Here is a 26,120-nt window from a genome sequence, read left to right as displayed (position 1 = left end):
TCGAAGGCGGTGAGTGCGTGCTCGCTGCACGCGCCGCCGGCGAAGGCCGGTAGCAGGGGGCGTCAGGCGCTGGCGTTACGCGCCCGGTTGCGGGCGGCGCGGCGCTTCATCGCGCGGCGCTCGTCCTCGCTGAGGCCACCCCAGACGCCGGAGTCCTGGCCGGACTCGAGCGCCCACTGCAGGCACTGCTCCATGACGGGGCAGCGACGGCAGACGGCCTTGGCTTCCTCGATCTGCAGCAGCGCAGGACCGGTGTTGCCGATGGGGAAGAAGAGCTCGGGGTCTTCCTCGCGGCAAACGGCGTTGTGACGCCAGTCCATGGCTGCTACCTCTCCTTGGTATTACGTGTGGGTGCTTGTGAATGTGAACGCTTTCACGAATCCCCCCGCAAGGGAAGGGCCGAGCCGCCGGTAGCCCGGCGTTGGGTCCTGGATTCGTGGAGGGGTTCCGGCGGTCTGTGGGGCCGATGTTGCGGGCCGTCCCGATCGCCATGTAGAGATTCGCAAACCTCGGCGGCGGATACAACCCCTTCCGGAAACTTTTTTTTGATTCCTCGGTGTCGACTAGGTCACAGCCGTACTTCTATGGGGTGGATCGCAGCCCGTACGTTCGAGATAAAGGACTTTCGGTCCTTCTGGTCACACAATCACACGCAGTGCACGGCGTACGCCTGTGAACGCCACGCTGGTACGCAGCCCCAGGTGGTCACCGTCCATCTGGAAGGGCAATGGAACCTTTGAATGCAAGGTGAAGGCCGTCTGGTCGTGAAGTGTGAGTGCGTGCTTTCCGTGCGGACCGCGCACCGGGCTCGAAGTGAGCAATTGGGTCCCGTAACGGGCCACCGCCGGGGTCGACAGTTTCGACAGTCCGAGCACATCGAGGGCGGTGTCGAAGGACGCCCTCGGGGACGCGTACACCGGGCGATTGCCCAGGTAGGTCCAGGGAGAGGTGTTGCAGACTATGGACAGCACCAGTCCGGAAACGGGGTCCGCGCCGGGTCGCTCGAGGGTGATCGTGCCGTTGCGGCGGTGCGGATCGTCCAGGAACTGGCGCAGCACCTGACGGACGTAAAGGGCGTGCGTCGACCGCTTTCCGCGTTCGCGATGCTGTTCGACTCGTCCCACGACGCCGGCGTCGAAACCGAATCCGGCGCAGAAAGTGAACCAACGCGGTGGGACGCCCTCGTCCTCTGTGCCGGGAACGCCGGCCGCGAGCCCGAGACCGACCGTCTGCTCGGTGCGGTCACGCAGCGCGTCCAGAATGGCGCCGGTCGCCTCCACTGCGTCGTTCGGCAGTCCGAGGGCGCGGGCGAACACATTGGTCGAGCCGCCCGGGACCACTGCGAGACGGGGAAGACGATCCGGATCGGGGCCGCCGTGCAGCAGACCGTTGACGACCTCGTTGACGGTGCCGTCGCCGCCGAGGGCCACGACGAGATCGATGTCGTCCGACTCGGCGGCCCGGCGACCGAGGTCGCGGGCGTGTCCGCGGTACTCGGTGGTGACCGCGTCGAGCTTCATCTCGCTCGCGAGTGCGTGGATCAGTACGTCACGTGTGCGGGCACTGGTGGTGGTTGCTGCCGGATTGACCACGAGAAGTGCGCGCATGCGATGCAGCGTACCTACTGGGGGGTACCTGGCCCAGCCCGGGTTTCCCGGGCGGACCGGCGTGACGGCTACCCTGCAGGGGTGAGCAGCGACGACCAGACCCCCCTCGCCGACAGCCCTTCGGGCCCCTCCCGCCCGTCCCGTCTGACCGCGGCGGCAGCGGTGTGCGCCGCCGAAGGGCTGGCGCTGGTCGCGGGTGGTGTGTACATGCTCGTGATGGGACTGCTCGGCCGGCCCGACAGTCCCTCGCAGGCGGAGATGGGCGGGCTGACGCTCATGGCACTCGGCGTGATCCCGCTGGCGGCGGCGCGCGGGCTGCTGCGTCAGCGCGGCTGGAGCCGCGGGCCGGCGATCATCACCCAGCTGATCGCGCTGATCCCGGCCTGGACGCTGCTGCGGTCCTCGGGGGCGCTGATCCCGCTGGGCGTGGTGCTGGCGGCGGTCGCGGTGACCGGGCTGGTGCTGCTGGTGAACCCGACGACGGCGGAAGCGCTGGGCATCCGGGGCCGCGCGTAGCTCGGGGGCGCGAAGCGCCCCACCGTTGGCGTGGGTCTCCCTGGGCGCGGATGTTCCGGCGTGTGGGTGGGTGCGGGGGTCGGTGGCTGCGGTGCGCGCCGGGGGCGCGGCTGTCCGGTGGGTGGGTGCGGGGGTCGGTGGCTGCGGAGGGGGGATCGCGGACTGCTTTCCCGAGCCTGCGTTTGCCTAGGCTTACGACGCTTTACGTCCGCTCACCCCCCTCCTCCGCCCCCGCCCCCCTCCCGCCGGTGGGCCCGTGCCAGTCCTGGTCGTTCCCACGGCCCGTGCGGGGTATCGGGGAGGGGCTCCTCGCCGGCCCTTCGGCTCCCGTCCCGCCTGCGGGAGCGAACCCGTCGCCGCTGGGTGCGGGGTGACGCGCCCTCATCGGGCCACGGGTGCCGCCCGGGCACAGGGACGGCCCGCCAGTCCTGACAGGCTGACGGTCCCGTCACCGGGGGCCGGCCCGCCCGCAGGGGCAGATCCGCTGCTGGGGTACGGGGCAGGCGCCTGCACCGGCCCTGCGGCGGGGGCGAGGGGCGTGGGCCGGGGGGAGGGGGACGCGCAGGGGGTGTGTTCGGGACGTAAGGCGTCGTGAGCCTAGGGGGAGGCAGGTTCGGGAAAGCAGTCCCGGACATGCCCCCGGAGCGGCACCCGGACACCACACGACACGGACCGGGCCAAGCCGGAGACGCGCAAAGACCGGGCTCCGCCCGGAGACGCCCGGAGACGCGAGCCGATCGGGTCGGCTCGCGTCTCCGGGGAGGGGTTACTCCTCGACCAGCAGGCGTTCGCGGAGCTGTGCGAGCGTGCGGGCCAGCAGCCGGGAGACGTGCATCTGGGAGATGCCGACCTCCTGCGCGATCTGCGACTGGGTCATGTTCCCGAAGAAGCGGAGCAGCAGAATGCGCTTCTCGCGTGGCGGCAGATCCTCCAGCAGCGGCTTGAGGGACTCCCGGTACTCGACCCCCTCCAGCGCCTCGTCCTCGGCGCCGAGCGTGTCCGCGACCGCCGGGGACTCGTCGTCCGTGTCGGGCACGTCGAGGGACAGGGTGGAGTACGCGTTCGCGGACTCCAGGCCCTCGAGGACCTCCTCCTCCGAGATGCCGAGGCGCTCCGCGAGCTCGTGCACCGTCGGCGAGCGGCCGTGCTGCTGGGAGAGCTCCGCCGTCGCGGTGGTGAGCGAGAGCCGCAGCTCCTGCAGGCGCCGCGGCACCCGCACCGCCCAGCCCTTGTCGCGGAAGTGCCGCTTGATCTCGCCGACCACCGTCGGTGTCGCATAGGTCGAGAACTCGACGCCGCGGTCCGGGTCGAACCGGTCCACCGACTTGATCAGACCGATCGTCGCGACCTGGGTGAGGTCGTCCAGCGGCTCTCCGCGGTTGCGGAAGCGCCGCGCCAGATGCTCGACCAGCGGCAGGTGCATCCGTACGAGCCTGTTGCGCAGCTCCGCCCGCTGGGGTGACCCGTCGGGCAGCTCGCGGAGCTCGACGAACATGGCCCGCGCGCCGCTGCGGTCGTGCGGGTCCGGGTGCCGGTCCTGCTGATGTTCGCTCATACGGTCCGCCCGCTCTGCCGAGGCCGTACGGCCATCAGGTTCGTCCACCACCGGGTGCGGCCGCGCCTGCTGCTCGGGGATGCCGGCCGACGCGCTCAGCAGCCTGGGGCCTCGCTCCTCGTCCTCCCGCATCGAACCGTCCCCGTTTCCGCTGCTCACGCCGGCCCGGGTCCCGCGCCGCGCTGTTTGTACAGGCTGATGGCGACCGTACGGTCGTCGGCGACCGAAGAGTCGACCTTGCCGGCCAGCGCGGAGAGCACTGTCCAGGCGAAGGTGTCGCGCTCCGGCGCCCGTCCGTCGGTCGTGGGAGCGGAGACCGTCACCTCGAGCGAGTCGTCGACGAGCCGGAACACACAGCTCAGAACGGACCCTGGGACGGCCTGTTGCAGCAGGATCGCGCACGCCTCGTCCACCGCGATCCGCAGGTCCTCGATCTCGTCGAGGGTGAAGTCCAGACGCGCTGCGAGGCCGGCGGTGGCCGTTCGCAGCACGGACAGGTAGGCACCCGCAGCGGGCAGCCGGACTTCCACGAAGTCCTGGGTCCCGGGCTCGCCTGCGATATGGGACACCCTCACCTCCAAGGTGGCACAAGCTCTTTCCGGGCCGGGGGCAGAGGCCCCGCGGCCGTGCGTTACGTGGTCGATCACGCAGCCAGTTCTGGCCTGGCGACGCTATCGCGATCCATGGTGCCGTGTCGCCAGGACCCCCATGGTGATGACTGTCACTCCATGTAACCCGATGGGCACGCACAGTGGCTAGAGGTCTGCGCCTGCCAATTGAACGGAGTCGGCGGATGGTTGACGTACCCAGACGTCAGACGATCGAACCGTCCTCGAAACACCACCGCCAGGTCTGCCCCGGCTCGAAACTGCGCATCACCGGGTGCTCGGTCTCGTGGAAATGCGCGCGTGCGTGCCGCATGGGCGAGGAATCGCAGCAGCCCACGTGGCCGCAGGCAAGGCAGAGCCGCAACTGGACGGGGTGGCTGCCCGCCGCGAGACATTCACGACAGGTGTCGGTCAGCGGCACGGGCTCGGGGCGCGGCAGTTCTGCTGTGTGCGGGCACTCGCTCATGATTGCCAGATTACGACGTGGCTGACGGACGTGGAGTCGGTGTGATGGAAGCATTGCCGCTGGTCGGGCTGATCGCTGCGAGTGCGGTGGTGGCCGGCGCGGCCCGCCGGACGCCGGTCCCGGCGCCGCTCCTGCTCGTGGCGGCGGGGCTGATCGCCTCGTACGTGCCGGGCGTTCCCGACTACCACCTCGATCCGCACGTGGTGCTGCCGCTGGTGCTGCCCCCGCTGCTGCACATGGCCGCCCTGGACAGCTCGTATCTCGACCTGCGGGCGAACGCCCGTCCCGTCGCTCTGCTCTCGATCGGCTATGTCCTGTTCGCGACGGTCGCGGTCGGCGCGCTGGCCTATCTGCTGGTGCCCGATCTGCCGCCGGCGACCGCCCTGGTGCTCGGGGCGGTGATCGCGCCGCCCGACGCGGTCGCCGCCACGGCCATCGCGCGCAAGCTCGGTCTGCCCAGCCGGATCACCACGATCCTCCAAGGTGAATCCTTGGTGAACGATGCGACCGCGATCACGGCGTTCAAGGTGGCTGTGGCCGCGGCGATCGGTGCCGGCGCGAGCTGGGGCAGCGGTCTCGAGGAGTTCGCGTTGGCCTCGCTCGGCGGGGTGGGCGTCGGCCTGGTGCTCATGATCCCGATCCACTGGCTGCGCAAGCGCCTTCAGGAGGCGCTGCTGCAGAACACGCTGTCGCTGCTCGTGCCGTTCATCGCCTACGCCGCCGCCGAGCACTTCCACGCCTCCGGGGTCCTCGCGGTGGTCGTCGTCGCGCTGTACCTGGGGCACCACTCCTTCCAGGTCGACTTCGCGACCCGGCTCCAGGAGGAGGCGGTCTGGAAGATGGTGGCCTTCGTCCTGGAGTCGACGGTCTTCGCGCTGATCGGGCTGCAACTCGCCTTCGTGGTGGAGGGGCTCGGCGGCTACAGCGTCGGGGAAGCCCTCTGGTACGCGGCCGCGGTCTTCGTCGCCGTCGTGGTGGTGCGGTTCCTCTGGGTGTATCCGGCCACCTTCCTGCCGATGCTGTCCCGGCGGGTCAGGGAACGCGAAGCCGACACCGGCTGGAAGGGCCCGCTGATCGTCGGCTGGGCCGGAATGCGCGGTGTGGTGTCCCTGGCGATCGCCTTCTCCATCCCGCTGACCATGTCCGACGGAGAAGACTTCCCCGCCCGGAACCTGGTTCTGTTCCTCACCTTCACCACGGTGATCGGGACGCTGGTGGTGCAGGGCCTGACGCTGCCGCCGCTGATCCGCCTGCTCAAGGTCCCCGGCCGCGACGTCCGGGCGGAGACGCTCGCAGAGGCCCAGGCGCAGAGCCGGGCGTCCCACGCCGCGGAGGAGCGGCTGCGGGAACTGCTGGAGGACGAACGCAACCAGCTCCCGGGGCCGCTCGCCGACCGGCTGCGGACGGTCCTGGAACGCCGCAGGAACTCGGTCTGGGAGCGGCTCGGCGCGGTCAACGCCGTCACCGGGGAGTCGGCCGACGACACCTACCGCCGGCTCTCCAGGGAGATGATCTCCACGGAGCGTGACGTCTTCTTCGAGCTGCGGGACCGGCGGGAGATCGACGACGAGATGCTCCGCACACTGCTGCGCCGGCTGGACCTCGAGGAGGCGGCCGCGTACCGGGAGGAGACCGCCTGAGAGCGTTCAGGGGGCGTCCTGCGCCGACCCGTCGTCCTGGCCGGTGACGACCGCCGCGACCGTCGTACCGCGGGGGAAGGCTCCCTCGGCGGTGAGCTCGGCCAGTCCGTGGAGCATCTTGGCGACGTAGACACGCTCCACGGGCAGCCCGTGGCGGTCTTCGAACCCGGCCGCGAACCGTTCGAGTTCCGGGGTGGTACGGGCGTATCCGCCGAAGTGGAAGCGCTCCTCGAGGGACCAGTTCCCGGCGGGGCCGCCGAACGCCTCCTGCTGGAGGGCGCGTATCGACGCCGCCATGAAACCGCCCTTCAGCACCGGGAAGCCGATCGCGCGCTGATCGCCGCCGAGCCCGGCGGCGAGCCCGGCGAGGGTGCCACCGGTCCCGCAGGCGACGGTCACCACGTCGGCGAGGCCGCGCAGCTCGCGGCCCAGTTCGGCACAGCCGGCCACCGCGGCCGCGTTGCTGCCGCCCTCCGGAACGACGTACACGTCGTTCGCCGCCATGTCCCCGTACGCCGCCGCGTCCTCGAGCAGGCGGGCCAGCACCCCGGGGTCGTCCTTGGCGCGGTAGGTCGTGCGGTCGACGAACAGCAGGCGCATGCCGTCCGCCGCGCACCGGGCCAGGGAGGTGTTCAGGGGGCGTTCGGCGAGTTCGTCGCCCCGTACGACGCCGATCGTCCGGAAGCCCAGCAGCCGGCCCGCGGCGGCTGTCGCACGCAGATGGTTGGAGTACGCGCCGCCGAACGTCAGCACCGGCCGGCCCGCGGCGGCCCGCAGGTTCGGGGCGAGCTTCCGCCACTTGTTGCCCGGCAGATCCGGGTGGATCAGGTCGTCCCGCTTGAGCAGCAGCCGTACCCCGTGCGGGGAGAACCGCTCGTCCTCGACCTGCCGAAGCGGTGACGGCAGACGGGGTCGCAGTGCGGCAGCGGGATCGGGTGGTGGTCCTGCGGGCATGGTCTCATTCTGGCCGGTGAGCGAGCGGATCCGGCTAGTGCCCCCGTCTCGGTGTTCCAGTCACACTCATTTGTGTAATGGCGTACTTACACACCGTACTGAAAGGCTCTCTCTGCAGGTCAGACATGATCGAGAGGGAGTCACATGACGGTCGGTTCGGTTGGTTCCGTCGGCGAGGGAGTTCGCGACCAGGCGCCGCAGCAGAGTCTGGGCACCGCAGCCGCACGGAATCTCGCGACCACCACCAAGTCCGCTCCGCAGATGCAGGAGATCACCTCTCGGTGGCTGCTGCGCATGCTGCCGTGGGTGCAGGTGCAGGGTGGTACCTACCGGGTGAACCGCCGCCTCAGCTATTCGGTTGGGGACGGGCGGGTGACGTTCATCCAGACCGGGGACCGGGTCGCCGTGATCCCGGCCGAGCTGGGTGAGTTGCCGGCGCTGCGGGACTTCGGCGACGAGGCGGCGCTCGCGGAGTTGGCGCAGCGGTGCGAGCAGCGCGAGTTCGAGGCGGGTCAGGTGCTCGCGACGGGCGGCGAGGCGGCGGACCGGGTCTTCCTCCTGGCGCACGGCAGGGTGGAGAAGATCGGCGCGGGCCCCTACGGCGACGAGGCGGTCGTCGAAGTCCTCGCCGACGGCTCGTACTTCGGCGACCAGTCGCTGGTGGACCGCGACGCGGTCTGGCAGTACACGGCCCGTGCCGCGACCGCCTGCACGGTGCTGGTGCTGACCAGGGACGACGTACTCAACCTGGCGGACCGGGCGGAATCGCTGCGCACCCATCTGGCGGATCTCGCGGCGCTGCCCCACCAGCGGACCAACAAGTACGGCGAGGCGGCGATCGACCTGTCGGCCGGCCATGTCGGCGAGGCCGTCGTGCCGCACACGTATGTGGACTACGACGCGGCGCCCCGCGAGTACGAACTGAGTGTCGCCCAGACCGTGCTGAAGGTGCACAGCCGTGTCGCCGACCTCTACAACCAGCCGATGAACCAGACGGAACAGCAGTTGCGCCTGACCGTCGAGGCGCTGCGCGAGCGGCAGGAGCACGAGCTCGTCAACAACCGTGAGTTCGGCCTGCTCAACAACTGCGACTACGGGCAGCGGCTGCAGCCGCACGACGGCGTGCCGAGCCCCGACGACATGGACGAACTGCTGTCGCGGCGGCGCGGTTCGAAGCTGTTCCTCGCCCATCCGCGTGCCATCGCCGCATTCGGCAGGGAGTGCAACCGGCGCGGGCTGGTCCCCGGCAGTGTGGAGGTCGGGGGTCACCAGGTGCCTGCCTGGCGCGGGGTGCCGATCTTCCCCTGCAACAAGATCCCGATCTCCGAGGCCCGTACGACTTCGATCATCTGCATGCGTACCGGCGAGGACGAACAGGGCGTCATCGGGCTGCAGCAGAGCGGCATCCCGGACGAGATCGAGCCGAGCCTCTCGGTGCGCTTCATGGGCATCGACGAGCAGGCGATCATCTCGTACCTGGTCACCGCCTACTACTCGGCGGCGGTGCTGGTGCCGGACGCGCTCGGCGTCCTGGAGAACGTGGAGGTGAGCCGCTGGCGGTGACCTGCCTCTCGACGACGGGACTCCCGGGGACGCGGCGGTGCCGCCGCGTCCCCGGCCCAGGGAGCGAAGCCACCACCGGGAAAGGAACGCCGACTTGACCATGCCGGAAACCGTCGAGGGCCGTGAGGCCTTCGCTCTGCTCGACCGCACCCGCAGTGCCGTCGACCCCGAACTCCGTTCCGCCGTGGCGTCGCTGCCCGGTTCGATGCGCCGCGTCGCCATGTACCACTTCGGCTGGGAGCTGGCCGACGGCTCCCCGGCCGCCGGCAGCGCGGGCAAGGCCGTGAGGCCGGCCCTGGTGCTCGCCGCCTGCGGGTCGCTGGGCGGCGACCCGCGGCAGGCGGTGCGGGCCGCCGCCGCGGTGGAGCTCGCGCACAACTTCACTCTGCTGCACGACGACGTGATCGACGAGGACCCCACCCGCAGGCACCGCCCCACCGCGTGGAGCGTCTTCGGTACCGCCGACGCCATCATCGCCGGGGACGCCATGTCGGCCCTCGCGCTGCGGCTGCTCGCGGAGGACCGGCATCCCGCCTCCGCCGCCGCTTCGGCCCGCCTGGCGGCCTGCGTGATCGAGCTGTGCGCCGGGCAGCAGGCTGACTGCGCCCTGGAGGAACGCCCGCCGCGCGAGGTCACCGTCGAGGAGTGCCTGGCCATGGCGACGGCGAAGACCGGGGCACTGCTGGGCTGTGCCTGCGCACTGGGTGCGCTGTACGCCGGTGCGGGCGACGAGGAGACCGCGGCGATGGACGCCTTCGGGCGGGAGGCGGGGCTGGCTTTCCAGCTCATCGACGATCTCATCGGCATCTGGGGCGACCCGGAGCGGACGGGCAAACCGGTCGGCGCGGACCTCGCGGCCCACAAGAAGTCGCTTCCGGTCGTCGCCGCCCTGTCCTCGGGCACCCCGGCGGGGGCAGAGCTCGCCGAGCTGTACGACGGCCCGATGGACGCGTCGGCGGTCCGCCGCGCCGCCGACGCGGTGGAACGGGCAGGCGGGCGGGACTGGGCCCAGCTGCACGCCGTGGACAGGATGTCCCGCGCCGTCGGCGAGCTGTCGCGGGCGGTTCCCGATCTGGCGGCGGCGGGCGATCTGCTGTCCCTGGCGGAGTTCGTCACCCGCCGCAACCGCTGACCGGTCGTCACGGTCCCCGGTGCGCGGGCGTGCTCGAGAGGAACGGAATCCCGCGGGACCGACACGGCGGGCGCGCTGCCGGAGTGGCTCATACCGGCATATTCTTTCCGCATGGGTAGCAAAGGGAGCGAAGTATCCGGGACGAGCCACGATCCACGGCACCCCCACGTGTGCGCCTCATGCGGGCGGGCGGTGGCTTCGGTGGCGAAGAAGCACAAGACGATGGGGGCGTACGTCCCCATCTGGGAGCCCGGCCCCTGCCACGACCCGGACTGTTCTCCCCGTGTCTCCCCGGAGGGCGAGTCGCGGACGGATTCGCCGGACGGATCAGTCGGCTCCGCGGGATCGGCCGGCTCTGCGGGATCGACCGAAGCGGGCAGGGCCGGCGGGACCGGTTGACCGGCGACAGGCGCGTCCCGGCAGTCACCGGAGGCTGTCCGGCGTCGCCCCCCGGACGGGAGGCCGGCACGTCCTGAACCGCATATTCCGGGCCGGTGGGCGGTGAGGGGCACCTGGGGCGCGGTCGGTCCGGCCCTACCGCTACAGTCCGCGCATGTCATCGGAGTCTACGGAAGCCTGGGCGGGCTGGTACCGCGACCGGCAGGGCGCGGAATCGGTCACCATATCGGCGAGCGGCGGCCAACTGCGCACTCGTATCAGGGGTATTGAGTACGAGGGGGCCACATTCGCCGCCCTCAGGGCGACGGGCGCGCCCCACGTGCTCGCCTCGTGCGTCCTGGAATGGGACATGCCGCTGCCCGTCCACACGGACGGGACGTCCCAGCAGGCCACGCTCAGCTGTCTGCTGACCCTGGGTGAGCCCTGCCAGGGTGCCCCGCCCCTGGATCGATCGGACCTCAACCTGACGCTCCACTACGGTGGTACGGCCTACGAGGCCGGCGTCGGTGACGGAGACTTCGACGACGCGCTCGGCCTCATCCGCCGCCAACTGCCGCCCGGCACCGAGCTCGGACAGCGAGAGCCGGCGGATGCCTGACCCCCGGTCGAGGTAGTGGCCGCGTCCACCACGTCCGCCGGGTCCACCGCGTCCACCGGGTCCGCCGGGGAGGGGCGAACGGGGCGGACGCGTACGGTAACGAGACGGCGGGGGACCGCGGATGTGACGGGGCGCCCCGCCGTGCACTGCGGGGCGCCCCTGTCCGTGAGCCGGGTCTCCGTCAGGAGACCTTGGCGATCGCGGCAGCCAGCCCGTTGGCCCACAGCTGGTTCACCCGGCTGCGCTCCTGGGAGTTCGGGTAGGCGTTCTGGCAGGACGTGCCGGGGCCGCCGCCCGACATCAGCTCACTGCACGGGCCCGAGTAGTGGTCCGGCAGACCGAGCACGTGCCCGGTCTCATGGGCCGTGACACGGGTGGAGTTGTACTGCTGGTTCTGCCGGTAGTCCAGGAAGATGTAGCCACGCCCGTGCCCGTCGGTACTGGCGTACGAGCCGCGTGAGTCGTTGCCCTCGTAGTACGCGAAGTCGGCACCGGATCCCTCGACCAGCCGCACGTTGCTGACCGAGCTGTTCCAGATCTGGGTGCTCCGCGATATCTGTGAGCGGAAGGTCGGGGCGTTGCTGGCGTTGTAGACGACGGTCACGGCCTGGGCGCCCGGGTCGGCGGCGCGCTTCTCGGCGACCGACTTCATGACGGCGTCGAAGAAGGCCCTGGTGGCCTTCGAGTCCTCGGCTGAGCCTTCGTACGCCGCGTACGAAGAGGTGGACGTTGTCACCGCGGCCGCAGGGGAGTTGGCGGCGGTGGCGGGCACGGTGCCGAGGGTGGCGGCGAGGCCGATGCCGATGGCGGCGGATACCAACGTTCTGAAGTGAAGCATGGGGGGCTCCTACTCGTCCGGTGAACGAAGTTCGGTAGCCAGAGTCTCGGGGAGGCGGGCCCGCGGGCGGATGATGCCAGCGGGCGATAGCGCGAGGGCATCACCCACTCCGCAGCAGCCTGTCCCGATCCGCCCGTCCTGCCCCGACTACGGTGTCTGGTGTGGCAGTTGGTGCGGCTCTACGCTCGAATCCATGGAGCTCGAGGTGAGGCACCTGCGTGCGCTGTGCGCCATTGCGGACACCGGCAGCCTGCACAAAGCCGCCCGGCATCTCGGTGTCAGCCAGCCGTCCCTGACGACCCAGCTGCGCCGCATCGAGAACTACCTGGGGGCCGCGCTCTTCTCCCGCGAACGCACCGGCTGCCGGCCCACGCCGCTCGGCCGTTCCGTGCTCAGCCGCGCCCGGCCGCTCGTCGCGGAGATGGGGGCGCTCGTCGTGGAGACGAGGGCGGCGGCCGCGGGTGACGGCGGTCCCCTGCTGCGCATCGGTTCCACCGCGAGCCGGGCGCTGGCCGGCTGGCTGCGCCTGCTGCGCAAGCGGCTGCCGGGGACCGACATCTCGCTCCACATGGACGTCTCGGCCAACGCCCTGCTGCGGATGGTCGCCGCAGGCCAGCTCGACGTCGCCTTCGTGCACGAGGTGGAGGGGTGCCCGCTGCTGGTGCCCGAGGGGCTCTTCGCACGCGTACTCGTCGACCGGGAGCCGCAGTTCGTCTCCATGGCGCTCGATCACCCGGCAGCGGCGGCCTCCGTCGTGGAACTCGCCGACCTGGCCCACGACCGCTGGATGGTCGACCCGACTGTGGACGGCGAATGGGACGGGTTGCGCCGCGTGCTGAGCGCGGCCGGCATCGACCCGCCGGTCCTGCACGGCGACTACCACACCGCGGCGTCCCTGATCGCGGTCGGTGAGGTGGTCGCCCCCTGTCAGCCGACGTCCGCGCCCCGCGAGGACATGGCCGTCCGCCCGCTGCGCGGCGACCCCCTCGCGGTGCGGCTGCTGCTGTTCTCCAGAGCGGGGCCGTCGGCGGAGCCGTACGAGTCGGTGTACGCGGACCTGACCACCGCGTACCGCGAGGCGGCGCTGCGGTCGGCGGCGTACCGGCAGTGGCTGCTCCGGCACAAGAGCCCGCTCATAGGGGCCGCGGAACCGGCCCCGCTGCCGGCGGCCTGACCCGTCCGCGAGCCCGTGTCCGGTGCCGTGCCCGGCGGCCCGAAGGTCCGCGAGCCGTGCCCGCGCGTTCGACGCCCTATGTCGCGGGACAGTCGCCCGAGCGGACGTAGAGGGTCACCTGAGCACCCTTCACCTGAGTGCGCGAGCACTCGCGGAAGCGGGTCCGCAGCACCTCGCGTTTCACCGCCTCCTGGGCGTAGGCGTCCTCCGGCTGGCCGGGAGGATCACTCAGGACCACGATCCGCTCCATGGCGAGCATGCGCCGGCGGATCTCCGCAGCCGGGAGTTCCTCGCCCTGGAGCGACGCCGACGCCCGCGGGCTCCTGCTGAGAGCGACATCGAGGAGACCGCCGAACTCCGCGGGACGGGAGAGACGCCACTCGCGTCGGCGGGAGGGTGCGAAGACGACTCCGTCGCCGGGGGCGGAGACCCGCCGCACCTCCTGCGCGATGGCCGTCACGTCGTCCTTCCGGCTGTCCGGTGTGCGCATCTGCAGTGTGACGGGGGTGAGCGCGAGCAGCGCCGCGATCGCCGCCGCGGCCACGGCCGCCGACCGCGGCAGCCTGCCGCGCGGCGGCGCGTGAGCGGACACCGAGGTGAGGAGTCCGCCCAGTGCCGTGCCGGCGAGCAGCGACAACCCCACGTTGGTGAAGAGGACGTAGCGGTCGACGTACATGGGCTCATGGACCGCGGCGAGCAGCAGCAGCGCCGTCGGAACGAGCGCCAGGGGCAGGGCCGCCCGGGGGACGAGCGCCGTCCGGTCGTCGCCGGCGCAGTACTTGGCGCACACGACGGCGACGAGCGCCACGCCCGCGATCTCGAGCCACTCCCTCGGTTTGGGGCCGCCGATCCAGGACACCTGACCGGACTGCCCCATGCTGAACACGACGAGGGGGACCAGGCAGACGACCACCGCCCCCGCGGCCACCGTCCACGGACGTCCGACCCGACGGCCCGTGCGCGGCAGGAAGACGCTCACCCCGTGTGCCACCAGTGCGAGCACCGCGAACTCGTGCAGCCAGCTCGCGGTGAGCACCGCGAGCGAGTAGAGGACCCACCGGCGCCGGCCGGACGGTCCCGTCAGGGCGTGGGCCAGCAGACAGGTGGCCAGGGCGACCAGAGCGCAGACCATCGCATAGGACCGCCCCTCCTGGGCGTACATCTGCACTTCCGGGGTGAGGACGAACACCATGCCGCTCAGCACCCCCGCCCTGCGTCCCGCGAGCCGGTACGCGGTCAGCCCCACCAGACCGGCGGCCGCGGCCACGGCCAGCACGGACGGCAGCCGGAGCGCGACGAGCCCGCCCTCCCAGATCGAGAAGAGGGCGTGCATGAGGAAGTAGTAGAGGCCGTGCACGGCATCGGCGTTGTCCAGCAGTGCCCAGATCTCGGACGGGCCGCGGTGGGCCACCTGGTACGTGACGGACTCGTCGCGCCACATCGTCCCCTGCCGGGTGATGCCCCACAGCCCGAGCGCCAGTGCCGACACGGCCGGGACGAGGAGACACGGCAGTCTCCCGGCCTTCTCCCGAGGCCGTCCCGCCGCCGGACCGGGCAGCGAGGCGACGGCCGGCGCACCCTCGGCCGGGGCCTGTTCACGGAGCTCGATGGCTCCTCCCTCCACGACACCGGAACCGCAGGCCGGCGGACGCGAAACACCGGAACCGCAGGCCGACGGACGCGAAAACACCGCACCCGGTCCGTCATGGACGCCGTGTTCGGCGGCCGACGGGCCGGGTGCGGACATGAAGACCGTGCGATCAGGAATCGCAGGTCACAGGCTGACCAGGGGTCAGGCCTTCTTCGTCTCCCAGAAAATTTTGTCGATCTGGGCGATGTAGTCGAGGGCCTTCTGGCCGGTCGCCGGGTCCGTCGAACCCTTGGCGGCCGAGAGCGCCTTCAGCGTGTCGTTGATGAGCTGGTGCAGCTCCGGGTACTTCTCGAAGTGCGGGGGCTTGAAGTAGTCGCTCCACAGCACCGAGACGTGGTGCTTGGCGAGCTCCGCGCGCTGCTCCTTGATGACCGTGGCGCGGGCGCGGAAGTGCGGGTCCTCGTTGGCCTGGTACTTCTCCTGGACGGCCTTGACCGACTCCGCCTCGATGCGGGCCTGGGCCGGGTCGTACACACCGCAGGGCAGGTCGCAGTGGGCGCTGACCTTCACCTTGGGGGCAAACAGGCGGGAGAGCATTGAGCTGTCCTTCCTCGTGATCGTCTTCTCAGGTGGGACATTACTCCGTGAGGAACCCGTTTTGGCGGGTGCCCCCTTGGGCTTAGGTCAAAAGTCCGGGGTCCGTGCCGGGCCGGTGGCCGAACATACAGTGGGGGCCGGAGGTGGCTGATGACTGAGCAGTGGCACGAGCCGAGGGCGCGTTTCGGGTTCGCCGAAGTGACGGGGCCCTCGATGGTGCCGACGCTGGTGCACGGGGACCAGTTGCTGGTCGACTACCGGGCCGCCTTCCGCACCGGCGACGTGGCGGTGCTCCGCCATCCGCTGCAGCAGGACCTGCTGATCGTGAAGCGGCTGGCCGAGCGGCGCGAGGAGGGCTGGTGGGTCCTCGGTGACAATCCCGGCGCGGACGGCGACAGCCGGGTGTTCGGTGTGGTGCCGCCCGAGCTGCTGCTCGGCCGGGTGTGCGGCCGTTTCCGGCCGCTCGGCCCGGATCAGAGGTCCGTGTTCCGTGTCGTCTCCTGGCTGGCGTCGGCCGTGCGTCCGGTGCTCGCCGACCGCGCGGTCTCCAGGCGTTTGCGGGCGCGGTAGGCGGCCACGTTGGCGCGGGTGGCGCAGCGGTCGGAGCAGTAGCGGCGCGAGCGGTTGGTGGACGTGTCGAGGTAGGCGTTGCGGCAGGGGACCGCTTCGCACAGGCCGAGGCGGTCGACGCCGTACTCCGTGAGGTGGAAGGCGAGCCCCATGGCCGCGATGGCGGCGTATCCCGCCGTGGCGTTGGAGGGGTGGTCGGCGAGGTGCATGTGCCACTTGGGGCGGCCGTCCTCGTCCCGGTAGTCGTGCCCGGAGATCTGCGGACTCACGGGGAACTCCAGCAGGAGCGAGTTGAGCAGGTCGACGGCCTGCGTCTCCTCGCCCGCGTCGGCCGCCGCGAAGACCGCTCGCAGCCGGCCCCGCACGGACCGGAAGCGGGTCACGTCCGAATCGGTGGCGCGGCGTGCGGCCTGCGACGACGGGCCGAAGAGCTCGCGGACGGCCTCGACCGAGGTGAGGGTGTCCCTGTTGCGGTCCGGCTCCTCGGTGTTGACCAGACGTACGGCGTAGTCCGAGTAATAGGCCAGTTCCACTTGTAGTCCTTACCGCGGCGTTCTAGGGTGGAGGTAACGGCTGCTTATGCTTCGAGGGTATTACGGACGGGAGGATTCCGGTGAGCGCTACGGAGACGGCTGCGGGTGCCGCCAGGGGTGCCGGTGCCGACTGGCCGGCCTGGCAGGAGAGCTGGGACCGGCAGCAGGAGTGGTACATGCCCGACCGCGAGGAGCGGTTCAGGGTGATGCTGGACATGCTCGAGGCCACGGTCGGCCCCGAGCCGCGGGTGCTGGATCTCGCGTGCGGTACGGGAAGTATCACGGACCGGCTGCTCAAGCGGTTCCCGAAGGCGACGAGTACCGGGGTGGACCTCGACCCCGCGCTGTTGACCATTGCCCGGGGCTACTTCGGCGGGGACGAGCGGGCCGCCTTCGTCACCGCCGATCTCAAGGACCCCGACTGGACCTCTGCCCTTCCGCACGACTCGTACGACGCGGTGCTCACCGCCACCGCGCTGCACTGGCTGCACAGCGAACCGCTGGCCGTCCTCTACGGGCAGGTCGCCGCGCTGGTGCGTGACGGCGGCGTCTTCATGAACGCCGACCACATGAAGGACGAGTCCACGCCCCGCATCAACGCCGCCGAACGCGCCCACCGCCACGCCGGCATGGAACGGGCGAAGGCGGCCGGAGCCCTCGACTGGGCCGACTGGTGGGCGCTCGCGGCCGAGGACCCGGTCCTCGCGGAGCCCACCGCGGAACGGTTCCGCATCTACGGCGAGCACGCGGACGGCGACACCCCCGCCGCCCAGTGGCACGCCGAGACCCTCCGCGCGGCCGGCTTCGCCGAGGCCCGCCCCGTGTGGGCGTCGCCGAGCGACGCGCTGGTGCTGGCGCTGAAGTAGAGGCGCGTCATACGCGAAGGGGCGGTACGGATCGGATCCGTACCGCCCCTTTCGCACGCGGCGAGCCGCTACAGCACCTTCGACAGGAACGACTTCGTCCGGTCGTGCTGCGGGTTCGTCAGGACGTCACGCGGGTGGCCGGACTCGACGACCACGCCGTCGTCCATGAAGACCAGCGCGTCACCGACCTCACGGGCGAAGCCCATCTCGTGGGTCACGACGATCATCGTCATGCCGTCCTCGGCGAGACCGCGCATCACGTCCAGCACCTCGCCGACCAGCTCCGGGTCGAGGGCCGACGTCGGCTCGTCGAAGAGCATCAGCTTCGGTTCCATCGCCAGCGCACGGGCGATGGCGACGCGCTGCTGCTGGCCGCCGGAGAGCTGGGTGGGGTAGTTCTTGGCCTTGTCGGCCAGACCCACCCGGTCCAGCAGCCGCAGCGCACGCTCGCGGGCCACGGCCTTCGACTCGCCCTTGACCTGGATCGGCGCCTCCATGACGTTCGCGAGAGCCGTCATGTGCGGGAAGAGGTTGAAGCGCTGGAAGACCATGCCGATGTCCCTGCGCTGCGCCGCGACCTCCTTCTCCTTCAGCTCGTAGAGCTTGTCGCCCTTCTCGCGGTAGCCCACCAGATTTCCGTCGACCGAGAGACGGCCGCCGTTGATCTTCTCGAGGTGGTTGATGCACCGCAGGAAGGTCGACTTGCCGGACCCGGACGGGCCGACCAGACAGAACACCTCGCGGGGTGCGACCTCCAGGTCGATGCCCTTGAGGACCTGCACATGGCCGAACGACTTGTGGACGTTCTCGGCCCTCACCATCGGCTGCGTCACTTGCGACTTCATACCTTCACGCCTCCGACGTTGCTCTGCACACGGAACGAGGACAGCTGCTTGCGCAGACGCTGCATCGGCGTCGGCGGGAGCGAACGGCTCGAACCGCGGGCGTAATACCGCTCCAGGTAGTACTGGCCGATGCTGAACACGGTCGTCAGCAGCAGGTACCAGAGCGAGATCACGATGTAGCCCTCCATGATGGCGAGCGTCCGCGAGCCGAATTCACGGCCTCGCAGGAACAGCTCGCCGTAACCGATGGCGAAGGCCAGCGAGGAGGTCTTGAGCATGTTGATGAACTCGTTGCCGGTGGGCGGAATGATCACCCGCATGGCCTGCGGCAGCACGATGCGGCGCATCGTCTTGCCGCCCTTCATGCCCAGCGCGTGCGCCGCCTCGGTCTGACCCGAGTCGACCGACTGGATGCCGGCCCGGCAGATCTCGGCCATGTACGCGGCCTCGTTCAGACCGAGGGCCAGCAGCGCGGCCACGAACGGCGTCATGACCTGGTTCATCTCGTCCTTGTAGATGAAACCGAGGTCGAGGTACTGGAAGACCAGCGAGAGGTTGAACCAGAGCAGGATCTGCACCAGCACCGGAGTGCCGCGGAAGAACCAGATGTAGCCCCAGGCCACCGAGGAGAGCACCGGGTTCGGGGAGAGCCTCATCACCGCGAGGATCGCGCCGAGGACCACACCGATCACCATCGAGTAGACGGTGATCTTCAGCGTCTCCCAGGCGCCCCAGGCGAACGTGCCGTTGGTGATCTGCTCACCGACCACGCTCCACTGGATCTGGGCGTCCGCGAACGCGCGCACCAGCAGTGCGAGGAGTCCGAGGACCACCACGGCGCTGATCCAGCGTCCGTAGTGGCGCACCGGGACCGCCTTGATGGGGCCCGAGTGCGCGGCGGAATCCTTACGGTCGGAGCCGTCCGGCGGGACGTCGGCCGACGTCTTGTCGAGGGGGTCAGTCACAGGGTTGCTGCCTTACATGGGGAGGTGGGGACGTGGAGTGGCGGTCACTTGCCGGCGTTGATCGTGGCCTTCTCGATGGCGCCGCTCTCGGCCTTCCACTCCTTGAGCACCTCGGCGTACGAGCCGTCGTCGATGATCTTCTGGACGGCGGCCAGGAGCGCGTCGCGCAGCTCCGGGTTCTTCTTGCTGACCGCGATGCCGTACGGCGCGGCGTCGATCTGCTCGCCCACGACCTCGAAGAGCTTGCCGCCCCCGGCGTTCAGCTCGTTGTAGAGGGCGACCGGGAAGTCGGTGATCACCGCGTCGGCGCGCTTGGTCTGCAGCTGCGTGATCGAGTCGCTGTCCTGGTCGGAGATGAACGGCTTGATCTTGTCGGCGCCGCACTTCTTCTGCGTCTCGTTCAGCAGCGTCTCGTTCGCGGTGCCGCGCTGGGCGGCGACCGTCAGGCCGCACAGGTCGTCCAGAGTGGTGACCTTCTCCGGGTTGCCCTTCTGGACCAGGATCGCGGAGCCGGCCTGGAAGTAGTTCACGAAGTCGGCGCCGCCCTTGGCGTCGTCGGTCGCGCCCTGCTGACGCTCCTTGGTGTCCGTCATCGACGACATGACGATGTCGGTGCGGCCGTTGTTCATACCCAGCACGAGCTGGTCGAACGTGGCGTTCTCGAACTTGAACTCGACGCCGAGGACCTTGCCCAGGGCGTTGGCGATGTCGATGTCCACACCGGCCGGCTTGTTGCCCTCGTCCATGAACTCCATCGGCGCGTACGCGATGTCGGAACCGACCTTGATGACGCCCTTGTCCCGGATCTCCTTGGGCAGCTTGTCGGCGAGCGGCGCGGAGGACGCGTTGCCCTTCGTCTCCGACTCCTTGGAGCCGCTGTCCGTCTGGTCGCCGCACGCGGTCAGCAGCAGGGCGCCCGCGACCGCGATGGCGCTGACCGCGACGGTGCGGGACTTCGCGACGGTCGTACGGCGCGTGGTGCTTGCGGTCATGATCGGGATCCTCCGGCGGTGAGGGTGGGAGTTACCAGGTCGTACTGCACTCGTCTTCGAGTGTCGCGACCTTGTGTGTTTTCGGCATCTTGCCATTCGGTCGAGCCCATTCAGGGGGGCGCGCATGTCAAAATCGGATAACGGGTCACCCCCGAACCCCAGCGGGCCGGTACATCAAGGCCGGACCATTCGCTGGAAAGCCTTCTTCCGGCCGGAAGATCTTCGGCCGCCCGGCCTTCTGGGCGGGTACCGCCGCACCTGGCGGGCTTGTCCCGGTTTCAGGCTATGAGCCGCGTCACCGAGCGCATATCGACTCGTCCACGGTGCGGTCGGTCCGGTAAGAAGGATCCTTACACCCCTCATCCGGGGCTCAGGGCGCGTGTGCGGCGCGCCCGCGCGTACGTACCTCCCCCTGCCGGGGCGGGCCAACCGACCCAGCGCAGGGAACGGACGCGGTGCCCGCCCACCCCTCCTCAACCAGGAGTGGCCACCCTCAACTGTGAAGACTTAAGGGGTCAACAAAAAATGGCAGCGGAGATCGTCAATCCTCATAGCGAGAACACCGACACGGAGAGTGCCGAGGAGCCCTTCGATCCGGCGTTCGCGCTGCACCGCGGCGGCAAGATGGCCGTCCAGGCCACCGTGCCGGTGCGGAACAAGGACGACCTGTCCCTCGCGTACACACCCGGTGTCGCCAAGGTGTGCACCGCCATCGCGGAACAGCCCGAGCTCGTTCACGACTACACCTGGAAGTCGCAGGTCGTCGCCGTCGTCACCGACGGAACGGCGGTGCTCGGCCTCGGAGACATCGGCCCGGAGGCGTCCCTCCCGGTCATGGAGGGGAAGGCGATCCTCTTCAAGCAGTTCGGCGGCGTGGACGCGGTCCCGATCGCCCTCGCCACGACGGACGCCGACGAGATCGTCGAAACCGTCGTGCGCCTCGCGCCGTCCTTCGGTGGAGTGAACCTCGAGGACATCTCGGCACCCCGGTGCTTCGAGATCGAGCGCAAGCTGCAGGAGCGCCTCGACATCCCCGTCTTCCACGACGACCAGCACGGCACGGCCGTCGTGACGCTCGCCGCGCTGCGCAACGCCGCGAAGCTGACCGGGCGCACGCTCGGCGACCTGCGCGGCGTCATCTCCGGTGCGGGAGCGGCGGGTGTCGCCATCGCGAAGTTCCTGCTGGAGGCCGGTCTCGGCGACGTGGCGGTCGCCGACCGCAAGGGCATCGTCAGCCGTGACCGCCAGGACCTGACCCCGGTCAAGCGCGAGCTCGCCGAGCTGACCAACCGGGCGGGACTCTCGGGATCCCTGGAGACCGCGCTCGCCGGCGCCGACGTCTTCATCGGTGTCTCGGGCGGGACGGTGCCGGAGGCGGCTGTCGCGTCGATGGCGCCGGGCTCGTTCGTCTTCGCCATGGCCAACCCGAACCCGGAAGTCCACCCGGACGTCGCGCACAAGTACGCGGCGGTCGTGGCCACCGGCCGCTCCGACTACCCGAACCAGATCAACAACGTCCTCGCCTTCCCCGGGATCTTCGCGGGGGCGCTTCAGGTGCGGGCCTCGCGGATCACCGAGGGCATGAAGATCGCGGCGGCGGACGCACTGGCGGACGTCGTCGGTGACGCGCTCTCCGCGGACTACGTGATCCCGTCGCCCTTCGACGAGCGGGTCGCGCCGGCCGTCACCGCGGCCGTGGCCGCGGCCGCGCGGGCGGAGGGCGTCGCCCGGCGCTGACCTTCCACGGTCGCGCGGTTTTCGTGACGGGCCGCGCCGTCCCCCCGCGGGGGGACGGCGCGGCCCGCTCTCGTGGGATGGCCGCCCGTTCTCGTGGGATGGCGGCCCGATCCGGTGCGGGCGTCCCGTTCCCTGTGAACCGGACAAGCTCCGGATCTCTGCTCCGGGCCGCACCCGGACCCGGTGGAGGTGTGCCGGATCCCCGTCGGACGGTCACCGGACCGAAGGGCGGCCGCTCGACGGCCTCGATCCGCCCGCTCTCCTGCGGCACCGCGTCGACGGTGCGGAGCGCGGCGGCGGACTCCCCTTGTCCGGCCCGGGCGAGCGGGCAGGGTCTCGCGGACGGCGGGAAGGGCCGCTCGGCGAGGGCGAGCGCGAACTCCCCGTACCGCGCGACCTCCTGCTCCGGTGAGTGGTCCCGGACGCCGTCGCCGGTCATCGCACCGCGCCCGTGGACGTCGGGCCCTGAAGAGGGGAGCGCCCAGGGCGCCACGGTGGCGAGGACCGCGGGAACGGCCCGCCGGAATCCGCTTCGTGCCGTGCGGAGCACTGAGCGGGAGATGTGGCTGGAACACGGCGGGCGTTCGGTCGGGGGACTTCTCAGGTTCACCTCGTGCTGGTGTGCTGCTCCGCGCAACCCGCGTACACCAGGAGGCGCTTGTGAATCTGGTCGTCAACGGCGATGCCGAGAGCGGTCCGGGAGGGAGCGCCCAGCCCGTCGACGCCGTGACCGGCTGGGTCGTCGCCCAGGGCGCGCCCGCTCTCGTCGGATACGACGTCGGCGGGGGCTACCCCACCGCCGCCGACCCCGGCCCGGTCCGCCGCGGCTCACGGTTCTTCAGCGGCGGCGACTCGCCCCGCACAGCGCTCGTCCAGGACATCGCGCTCCCCGCCGCCGGGCCGGTCGGCCGCGCGGCCGTCGACGCCGGGCGGGTGCGCTGCACCGCCGCCGCCTGGCTCGGCGGCTACGCCGCGCAGGAGGACGGCGCCCGGCTGTCCGTCGAGTTCAGGGACAGGGCGGGAACGCCGGTGGCGCTCAGCGTGCTCGGTCCCGTCACCGCCGCCGAACGCGGCGCCCGCACCGGGCTGCTGGAGCGGACCGCGTCCGCGGCCGTGCCGCCCGGCTCCCGTACCGCGCGCCTGTTGCTCGTGTTCACCCGCAGCGGCGGCGGCACCTCCAACGACGGCTACGCCGACGCGATATCGCTCAGCCTCACCGCCACGGAGGGATCCAGGTGACCAGGACCGACCGACGCACTCTGCTCAAGGCCGCCGCGGCCGCCGGCGCGCTGAACGTCGTGTGGCCGCTGAGCGCGGGGCTCGGCCCCGCGCAGGCCCGTGAGGCGGCCGAGGCACTCGGGGCGGACTACGATCCCGCGCCGTTCACACTGGGTGTCGCCTCCGGCGACCCGCAGCCGACGAGCGTCCTGCTGTGGACCCGGCTCGCCCCGGAGCCGCTCGCCGCCGAGCAGTCGCTGCCCGAGGTCGTCGAGGTCGAGTGGACCGTCGCCCTGGACCGCTCCCTGCGCCGTGTCGTGGCGCGCGGTACGGCGCCCGCCTCCGCGACTCTCGGCCACAGCGTCCACGTACCCGTCACGGGGCTGCGCCCCGGCACCCGGTACTGGTACGTGTTCAGGGCGCTGGGGCGGACCAGCCGCCTCGGCCGTACGAGGACCGCGCCGGTCGGCGGGGTGGGCCGGGTGCGGTTCGCCGCCGCCAACTGCCAGGCCTTCCACGACGGGTTCTACGCCGCCCACCGCGGCATCGCCCGCGAGGACGTGGACTTCGTCGTCCACCTCGGCGACTACGTCTACGAGCACGGCCAGGTCGGCGGAGTCCCTGCCGACCATGTGCGCGACCACGAGGGCCCGGCCGTGTTCACCGTCGCCGACTACCGCCGCCGTCACGCGCTCTACAAGGGCGACGCCTCCCTGCGTGAGGCGCACGCCGCCCACCCCTGGTTCCTGACCTGGGACGACCACGAGGTGGCCAACGACTACTCCGGTACCGGCGGCGGTGCGCCGTTCATGCGGCGCCGGGCCGCCGCGTACCAGGCGTGGTACGAGCACATGCCCCACCGCGACAGCAGCGCCTTCGCCCTGCCGGACCCGGAGATCCACCGGGTCCGCCGCTGGGGGGACCTGCTGGAACTGACCGTCCTGGACCTGCGCTCGTACCGCTCGGCGCAGAACCTCGCGGACGGCACGATCCTCGGGGCCGAGCAGAAGGCCTGGCTCGGGCAGGGCATCGACCGCGCGCCCGACTCGTGGCACGTCTGGGCCAACTCGATCATGCTCAGCCAGCTCCGCGGCCGGCCGGGCGGCTCGTACATGTTCACCGACCAGTGGGACGGCTTCCTCGCGGAGCGGAAGGAGGTGCTGGGCCGTGTCCACTCGAGCGGCCTCGAGGACCTCGTCGTCATCACCGGCGACTGGCACTCCGCCTTCGTGGACGACATCAGAACCGACTTCGACGACCCCTCGTCGCCGCTGGTCGGCACGGAGTTCACCGCCCACTCGGTCACCTCGGGCGCGTACAGCGCCGACTGGAACAAGGCCAACGGACCGCTGATGGGCGCGGCCAACCCGCATCTGAAGTACTTCGAGGGCAACCGCTACGGCTACGACGTGTACGAGGTCACCCCGGAGCGATTCACCGCCCACATGCGGGTCATCGGCGACCGCCGCGACGCGGCGTCGCCCGTCACCACGCTCACGTCCTTCCATGTGGACCGCGGCAGGACCGGCTCGTACGAGGACCCGGCGACGAAGGGCTCGCCCGCGCAGTACCGGCGGGAGGAAGGCTGAGGGCCGGCCCTCGACGCCCCTCACGGCAGGCGTTGCCCTGTCACAGCCCTAGGGACGCGTGTCACACCGGTGCGTGGTTCCGCCACGCACCGGCCCGGCCTACTCTCAAGGTCATGTTCGCCGCCTACGCCGCCCGTATCGACCGCGACCAGCCGCTCAACGGCCTCGAACTGGGCGAACGCCCGGCGCCCGAGGCACGACCGGGCTGGACGACCGTGACCGTCAAGGCCGCCTCGCTCAACCACCACGACCTCTGGTCGCTGCGCGGAGTCGGCCTCGCGGAGGACAAGCTGCCGATGATCCTCGGCTGCGACGCCGCGGGCGTCGACGAGGACGGGAACGAGGTGGTGCTCCACTCGGTCATCGGGCAGAGCGGCCACGGTGTCGGCCCCGACGAGCCCCGCTCCATCCTCACCGAGCGCTACCAGGGCACCTTCGCGGAGCAGGTCTCCGTACCGTCCTGGAACGTGCTGCCGAAGCCCGCGGAGCTCACCTTCGAGCAGGCCGCGTGTCTGCCGACCGCCTGGCTGACGGCCTACCGGATGCTCTTCACCAACGCCGGGGTGCGTCCCGGCGACTCGGTCCTGGTCCAGGGCGCCGGCGGCGGTGTGGCCACCGCCGCGATCGTGCTCGGCAAGGCCGCCGGCCTGCGGATGTACGCCACCAGCCGCGACGAGGCCAAGCGCAGGCGCGCGATCGAGCTGGGTGCGGAGGAGGCGTACGAGCCGGGGGCGCGGCTGCCGCGGCGGGTGGACGCCGTCATCGAGACGGTCGGGGCGGCGACCTGGTCGCACTCGGTCAAGTCGCTGCGCCCCGGAGGCACTCTGGTGATCTCCGGTGCGACCAGCGGTGACCGCCCGACGCACGCCGAACTCACCCGGATCTTCTTCCTCGAGCTGAAGGTGGTCGGCTCGACGATGGGCTCGAAGGACGAGCTGGAGGACCTGCTCTCGTTCTGTGCCGCCACGGGTGTACGGCCGGTGATCGACGAGGTGCTGCCGCTGGACCGGGCCAGGGAGGGCTTCGAGAAGATCGCCTCCGGGGATCTGTTCGGGAAGATTGTCCTGACGAGCTCTTGATGGTCCGTCAGTTCTGCTGATGGGATCTCCGGCACTGCCGTACGACCGCGCCGGAGGTCCTGATGCACCGCTGTCTGCTCGCCGTACTCGTCTGCGCCGCCCTGCAGTTCTGCGTCCCGCCCGCCCACGCCGACGCCCACGCCGACGCCGGTACCGACGCTCCTGACGTCCCGGGCGTCCCGCGTCTGACCGACGACCGCGGCCGCGGCCGCGTGCTGACCCTGCGCGGCACCGGCAAGGAGCGGACCGCGGCCCCGTACGCACCGGCGGTGGCCGGCCGGGTGACGGCCGAGGGGTACGACGCAGGGAGCGGGACGTACCGGCCGGGCGGCCACGGTGACCGTCCACGCCCGGCCGGGGGCGCGGGTCACGGTGCGGATCGGGCCTCTCGTACCGCGCTGAGGGCCGGCACAGCGTTCGTACCGCGGTGAAGTCCGCCGTGCCGCGCGGCGGACTTCACCGCGGTACGGGGCGGTGCGCCGCCGGGG

Annotated in this window: 26 protein-coding genes; 13 read left to right on the top strand and 13 right to left on the bottom strand. The window is 70.9% G+C overall.

Features of this window, described 5'->3' with window-relative positions; translation table 11 throughout:
* Positions 1-62 precede the first annotated feature (62 nt).
* Positions 63-320, bottom strand: a complete 258-nt coding sequence (locus ACFYV1_RS26975) for a WhiB family transcriptional regulator (RefSeq protein ID WP_003953983.1) — start codon at positions 318-320, stop codon at positions 63-65.
* Between the two features lie 318 nt (positions 321-638).
* Complete coding sequence (locus tag ACFYV1_RS26970; protein WP_389398175.1) at positions 639-1,607, bottom strand: diacylglycerol/lipid kinase family protein; 969 nt, start codon at positions 1,605-1,607, stop codon at positions 639-641.
* Between the two features lie 81 nt (positions 1,608-1,688).
* Here ACFYV1_RS26970 and ACFYV1_RS26965 point away from each other — a divergent pair, with 81 nt between their 5' ends.
* A complete protein-coding gene (locus tag ACFYV1_RS26965; RefSeq protein WP_389398174.1) occupies positions 1,689-2,123 on the top strand; it encodes a hypothetical protein in 435 nt (144 codons plus the stop codon).
* Between the two features lie 766 nt (positions 2,124-2,889).
* Here ACFYV1_RS26965 and ACFYV1_RS26960 read toward each other — a convergent pair.
* The 3 genes from ACFYV1_RS26960 to ACFYV1_RS26950 all read right to left on the bottom strand — a co-directional run bounded on the left by ACFYV1_RS26960 (position 2,890) and on the right by ACFYV1_RS26950 (position 4,752).
* A complete protein-coding gene (locus ACFYV1_RS26960; protein WP_389398242.1) occupies positions 2,890-3,810 on the bottom strand; it encodes an RNA polymerase sigma factor SigF in 921 nt (306 codons plus the stop codon).
* A gap of 23 nt (positions 3,811-3,833) precedes the next feature.
* Positions 3,834-4,247 (bottom strand): hypothetical protein, encoded by a 414-nt coding sequence (locus ACFYV1_RS26955; protein ID WP_005312080.1) that lies wholly within the window; start codon positions 4,245-4,247, stop codon positions 3,834-3,836.
* A gap of 244 nt (positions 4,248-4,491) precedes the next feature.
* The gene (locus ACFYV1_RS26950; RefSeq protein WP_389398173.1) at positions 4,492-4,752 is read right to left on the bottom strand and encodes a UBP-type zinc finger domain-containing protein; all 261 of its coding nucleotides are present in this window, start codon (positions 4,750-4,752) and stop codon (positions 4,492-4,494) included.
* A 44-nt stretch (positions 4,753-4,796) separates the two neighbouring features.
* Here ACFYV1_RS26950 and ACFYV1_RS26945 point away from each other — a divergent pair, with 44 nt between their 5' ends.
* Entirely contained in the window at positions 4,797-6,392 is a 1,596-nt protein-coding gene (locus tag ACFYV1_RS26945) for a Na+/H+ antiporter (protein ID WP_389398172.1), read from the top strand.
* A gap of 6 nt (positions 6,393-6,398) precedes the next feature.
* Here ACFYV1_RS26945 and ACFYV1_RS26940 read toward each other — a convergent pair whose 3' ends face one another.
* Positions 6,399-7,346, bottom strand: a complete 948-nt coding sequence (locus ACFYV1_RS26940; protein ID WP_389398171.1) for a 1-aminocyclopropane-1-carboxylate deaminase/D-cysteine desulfhydrase — start codon at positions 7,344-7,346, stop codon at positions 6,399-6,401.
* A gap of 144 nt (positions 7,347-7,490) precedes the next feature.
* Between ACFYV1_RS26940 and ACFYV1_RS26935 the strand changes: the two genes are divergently transcribed.
* From ACFYV1_RS26935 to ACFYV1_RS26925, 3 genes are all read left to right on the top strand, one after another.
* Positions 7,491-8,909, top strand: a complete 1,419-nt coding sequence (locus ACFYV1_RS26935) for a family 2B encapsulin nanocompartment shell protein (RefSeq protein WP_389398170.1) — start codon at positions 7,491-7,493, stop codon at positions 8,907-8,909.
* Between the two features lie 100 nt (positions 8,910-9,009).
* Complete coding sequence (locus tag ACFYV1_RS26930) at positions 9,010-10,041, top strand: family 2 encapsulin nanocompartment cargo protein polyprenyl transferase (protein ID WP_389398241.1); 1,032 nt, start codon at positions 9,010-9,012, stop codon at positions 10,039-10,041.
* Positions 10,042-10,594: 553 nt separating this feature from the next.
* Positions 10,595-11,038 (top strand): DUF6304 family protein, encoded by a 444-nt coding sequence (locus tag ACFYV1_RS26925; RefSeq protein WP_389398169.1) that lies wholly within the window; start codon positions 10,595-10,597, stop codon positions 11,036-11,038.
* 181 nt (positions 11,039-11,219) lie between these two features.
* Here the strand turns inward: ACFYV1_RS26925 and snpA are convergent, their stop codons facing one another.
* Positions 11,220-11,876, bottom strand: coding sequence for a snapalysin (snpA, locus tag ACFYV1_RS26920; RefSeq protein ID WP_389398168.1), 657 nt, complete (start codon positions 11,874-11,876; stop codon positions 11,220-11,222).
* A gap of 193 nt (positions 11,877-12,069) precedes the next feature.
* On the opposite strand from snpA, the gene ACFYV1_RS26915 reads away from it, so the two are divergent.
* A complete protein-coding gene (locus ACFYV1_RS26915; protein ID WP_389398167.1) occupies positions 12,070-13,050 on the top strand; it encodes a LysR family transcriptional regulator in 981 nt (326 codons plus the stop codon).
* Positions 13,051-13,126: 76 nt separating this feature from the next.
* On the opposite strand, the gene ACFYV1_RS26910 is transcribed toward ACFYV1_RS26915, so the two are convergent.
* Both ACFYV1_RS26910 and sodN read right to left on the bottom strand, forming a co-directional pair.
* A complete protein-coding gene (locus ACFYV1_RS26910; RefSeq protein WP_389398166.1) occupies positions 13,127-14,674 on the bottom strand; it encodes a glycosyltransferase family 39 protein in 1,548 nt (515 codons plus the stop codon).
* A 168-nt stretch (positions 14,675-14,842) separates the two neighbouring features.
* A complete protein-coding gene (gene sodN, locus ACFYV1_RS26905) occupies positions 14,843-15,238 on the bottom strand; it encodes a superoxide dismutase, Ni (protein ID WP_100109020.1) in 396 nt (131 codons plus the stop codon).
* A gap of 150 nt (positions 15,239-15,388) precedes the next feature.
* On the opposite strand from sodN, the gene sodX reads away from it, so the two are divergent.
* Positions 15,389-15,808 (top strand): nickel-type superoxide dismutase maturation protease, encoded by a 420-nt coding sequence (sodX, locus tag ACFYV1_RS26900; protein ID WP_389398165.1) that lies wholly within the window; start codon positions 15,389-15,391, stop codon positions 15,806-15,808.
* Here sodX and ACFYV1_RS26895 read toward each other — a convergent pair.
* Positions 15,712-16,341, bottom strand: a complete 630-nt coding sequence (locus tag ACFYV1_RS26895) for a CGNR zinc finger domain-containing protein (RefSeq protein WP_389398164.1) — start codon at positions 16,339-16,341, stop codon at positions 15,712-15,714. The genes sodX and ACFYV1_RS26895 overlap by 97 nt on opposite strands.
* Positions 16,342-16,517: 176 nt before the next feature.
* On the opposite strand from ACFYV1_RS26895, the gene ACFYV1_RS26890 reads away from it, so the two are divergent.
* A complete protein-coding gene (locus tag ACFYV1_RS26890) occupies positions 16,518-17,207 on the top strand; it encodes a class I SAM-dependent methyltransferase (protein ID WP_389398240.1) in 690 nt (229 codons plus the stop codon).
* A 68-nt stretch (positions 17,208-17,275) separates the two neighbouring features.
* On the opposite strand, the gene ACFYV1_RS26885 is transcribed toward ACFYV1_RS26890, so the two are convergent.
* Genes ACFYV1_RS26885 through ACFYV1_RS26875 form a run of 3 tightly spaced genes read right to left on the bottom strand, consistent with a single transcriptional unit; the run spans position 17,276 to position 20,009 of the window.
* On the bottom strand, positions 17,276-18,040 hold the full coding sequence (locus ACFYV1_RS26885) for an amino acid ABC transporter ATP-binding protein (protein ID WP_389398163.1): 765 nt from the start codon (positions 18,038-18,040) through the stop codon (positions 17,276-17,278).
* A gap of 8 nt (positions 18,041-18,048) precedes the next feature.
* Entirely contained in the window at positions 18,049-19,017 is a 969-nt protein-coding gene (locus tag ACFYV1_RS26880; RefSeq protein WP_389398162.1) for an amino acid ABC transporter permease, read from the bottom strand.
* A gap of 44 nt (positions 19,018-19,061) precedes the next feature.
* A complete protein-coding gene (locus tag ACFYV1_RS26875) occupies positions 19,062-20,009 on the bottom strand; it encodes an ABC transporter substrate-binding protein (protein ID WP_389398161.1) in 948 nt (315 codons plus the stop codon).
* Positions 20,010-20,534: 525 nt separating this feature from the next.
* Here ACFYV1_RS26875 and ACFYV1_RS26870 point away from each other — a divergent pair.
* The 5 genes from ACFYV1_RS26870 to ACFYV1_RS26850 all read left to right on the top strand — a co-directional run bounded on the left by ACFYV1_RS26870 (position 20,535) and on the right by ACFYV1_RS26850 (position 26,063).
* Positions 20,535-21,746, top strand: coding sequence for an NADP-dependent malic enzyme (locus ACFYV1_RS26870; protein ID WP_389398160.1), 1,212 nt, complete (start codon positions 20,535-20,537; stop codon positions 21,744-21,746).
* A 660-nt stretch (positions 21,747-22,406) separates the two neighbouring features.
* A complete protein-coding gene (locus ACFYV1_RS26865; protein ID WP_389398159.1) occupies positions 22,407-22,985 on the top strand; it encodes a phosphoesterase in 579 nt (192 codons plus the stop codon).
* Positions 22,982-24,553 (top strand): alkaline phosphatase D family protein, encoded by a 1,572-nt coding sequence (locus tag ACFYV1_RS26860; protein WP_389398158.1) that lies wholly within the window; start codon positions 22,982-22,984, stop codon positions 24,551-24,553. Before ACFYV1_RS26865 ends, ACFYV1_RS26860 begins: the two co-directional genes overlap by 4 nt.
* A 113-nt stretch (positions 24,554-24,666) precedes the next feature.
* Positions 24,667-25,632, top strand: a complete 966-nt coding sequence (locus ACFYV1_RS26855) for a zinc-binding dehydrogenase (RefSeq protein WP_389398157.1) — start codon at positions 24,667-24,669, stop codon at positions 25,630-25,632.
* 62 nt (positions 25,633-25,694) lie between these two features.
* Positions 25,695-26,063 (top strand): hypothetical protein, encoded by a 369-nt coding sequence (locus ACFYV1_RS26850; RefSeq protein ID WP_389398156.1) that lies wholly within the window; start codon positions 25,695-25,697, stop codon positions 26,061-26,063.
* Positions 26,064-26,120 lie beyond the last annotated feature (57 nt).

Source organism: Streptomyces sp. NPDC003023, from assembly GCF_042888225.1.
In the GTDB taxonomy this organism is placed as follows: Bacteria; Actinomycetota; Actinomycetes; order Streptomycetales; family Streptomycetaceae; genus Streptomyces.
The sequence above is the reverse complement of the archived record's forward strand: the minus strand, read 5'-3'. Positions and strand labels throughout refer to the sequence as shown.

Coding starts and splice junctions, on each gene's coding strand:
- ACFYV1_RS26975 (WP_003953983.1), bottom strand. CDS start 320: ATGGACTGGCGTCACAACGCCGTTTGCCGCGAGGAAGACCCCGAGCTC.
- ACFYV1_RS26970 (WP_389398175.1), bottom strand. CDS start 1,607: ATGCGCGCACTTCTCGTGGTCAATCCGGCAGCAACCACCACCAGTGCC.
- ACFYV1_RS26960 (WP_389398242.1), bottom strand. CDS start 3,810: ATGCGGGAGGACGAGGAGCGAGGCCCCAGGCTGCTGAGCGCGTCGGCC.
- ACFYV1_RS26950 (WP_389398173.1), bottom strand. CDS start 4,752: ATGAGCGAGTGCCCGCACACAGCAGAACTGCCGCGCCCCGAGCCCGTG.
- ACFYV1_RS26945 (WP_389398172.1), top strand. CDS start 4,797: ATGGAAGCATTGCCGCTGGTCGGGCTGATCGCTGCGAGTGCGGTGGTG.
- ACFYV1_RS26940 (WP_389398171.1), bottom strand. CDS start 7,346: ATGCCCGCAGGACCACCACCCGATCCCGCTGCCGCACTGCGACCCCGT.
- ACFYV1_RS26935 (WP_389398170.1), top strand. CDS start 7,491: ATGACGGTCGGTTCGGTTGGTTCCGTCGGCGAGGGAGTTCGCGACCAG.
- ACFYV1_RS26930 (WP_389398241.1), top strand. CDS start 9,010: ATGCCGGAAACCGTCGAGGGCCGTGAGGCCTTCGCTCTGCTCGACCGC.
- ACFYV1_RS26925 (WP_389398169.1), top strand. CDS start 10,595: ATGTCATCGGAGTCTACGGAAGCCTGGGCGGGCTGGTACCGCGACCGG.
- snpA (WP_389398168.1), bottom strand. CDS start 11,876: ATGCTTCACTTCAGAACGTTGGTATCCGCCGCCATCGGCATCGGCCTC.
- ACFYV1_RS26915 (WP_389398167.1), top strand. CDS start 12,070: ATGGAGCTCGAGGTGAGGCACCTGCGTGCGCTGTGCGCCATTGCGGAC.
- sodN (WP_100109020.1), bottom strand. CDS start 15,238: ATGCTCTCCCGCCTGTTTGCCCCCAAGGTGAAGGTCAGCGCCCACTGC.
- sodX (WP_389398165.1), top strand. CDS start 15,389: ATGACTGAGCAGTGGCACGAGCCGAGGGCGCGTTTCGGGTTCGCCGAA.
- ACFYV1_RS26890 (WP_389398240.1), top strand. CDS start 16,518: ATGCCCGACCGCGAGGAGCGGTTCAGGGTGATGCTGGACATGCTCGAG.
- ACFYV1_RS26875 (WP_389398161.1), bottom strand. CDS start 20,009: ATGACCGCAAGCACCACGCGCCGTACGACCGTCGCGAAGTCCCGCACC.
- ACFYV1_RS26870 (WP_389398160.1), top strand. CDS start 20,535: ATGGCAGCGGAGATCGTCAATCCTCATAGCGAGAACACCGACACGGAG.
- ACFYV1_RS26855 (WP_389398157.1), top strand. CDS start 24,667: ATGTTCGCCGCCTACGCCGCCCGTATCGACCGCGACCAGCCGCTCAAC.
- ACFYV1_RS26850 (WP_389398156.1), top strand. CDS start 25,695: ATGCACCGCTGTCTGCTCGCCGTACTCGTCTGCGCCGCCCTGCAGTTC.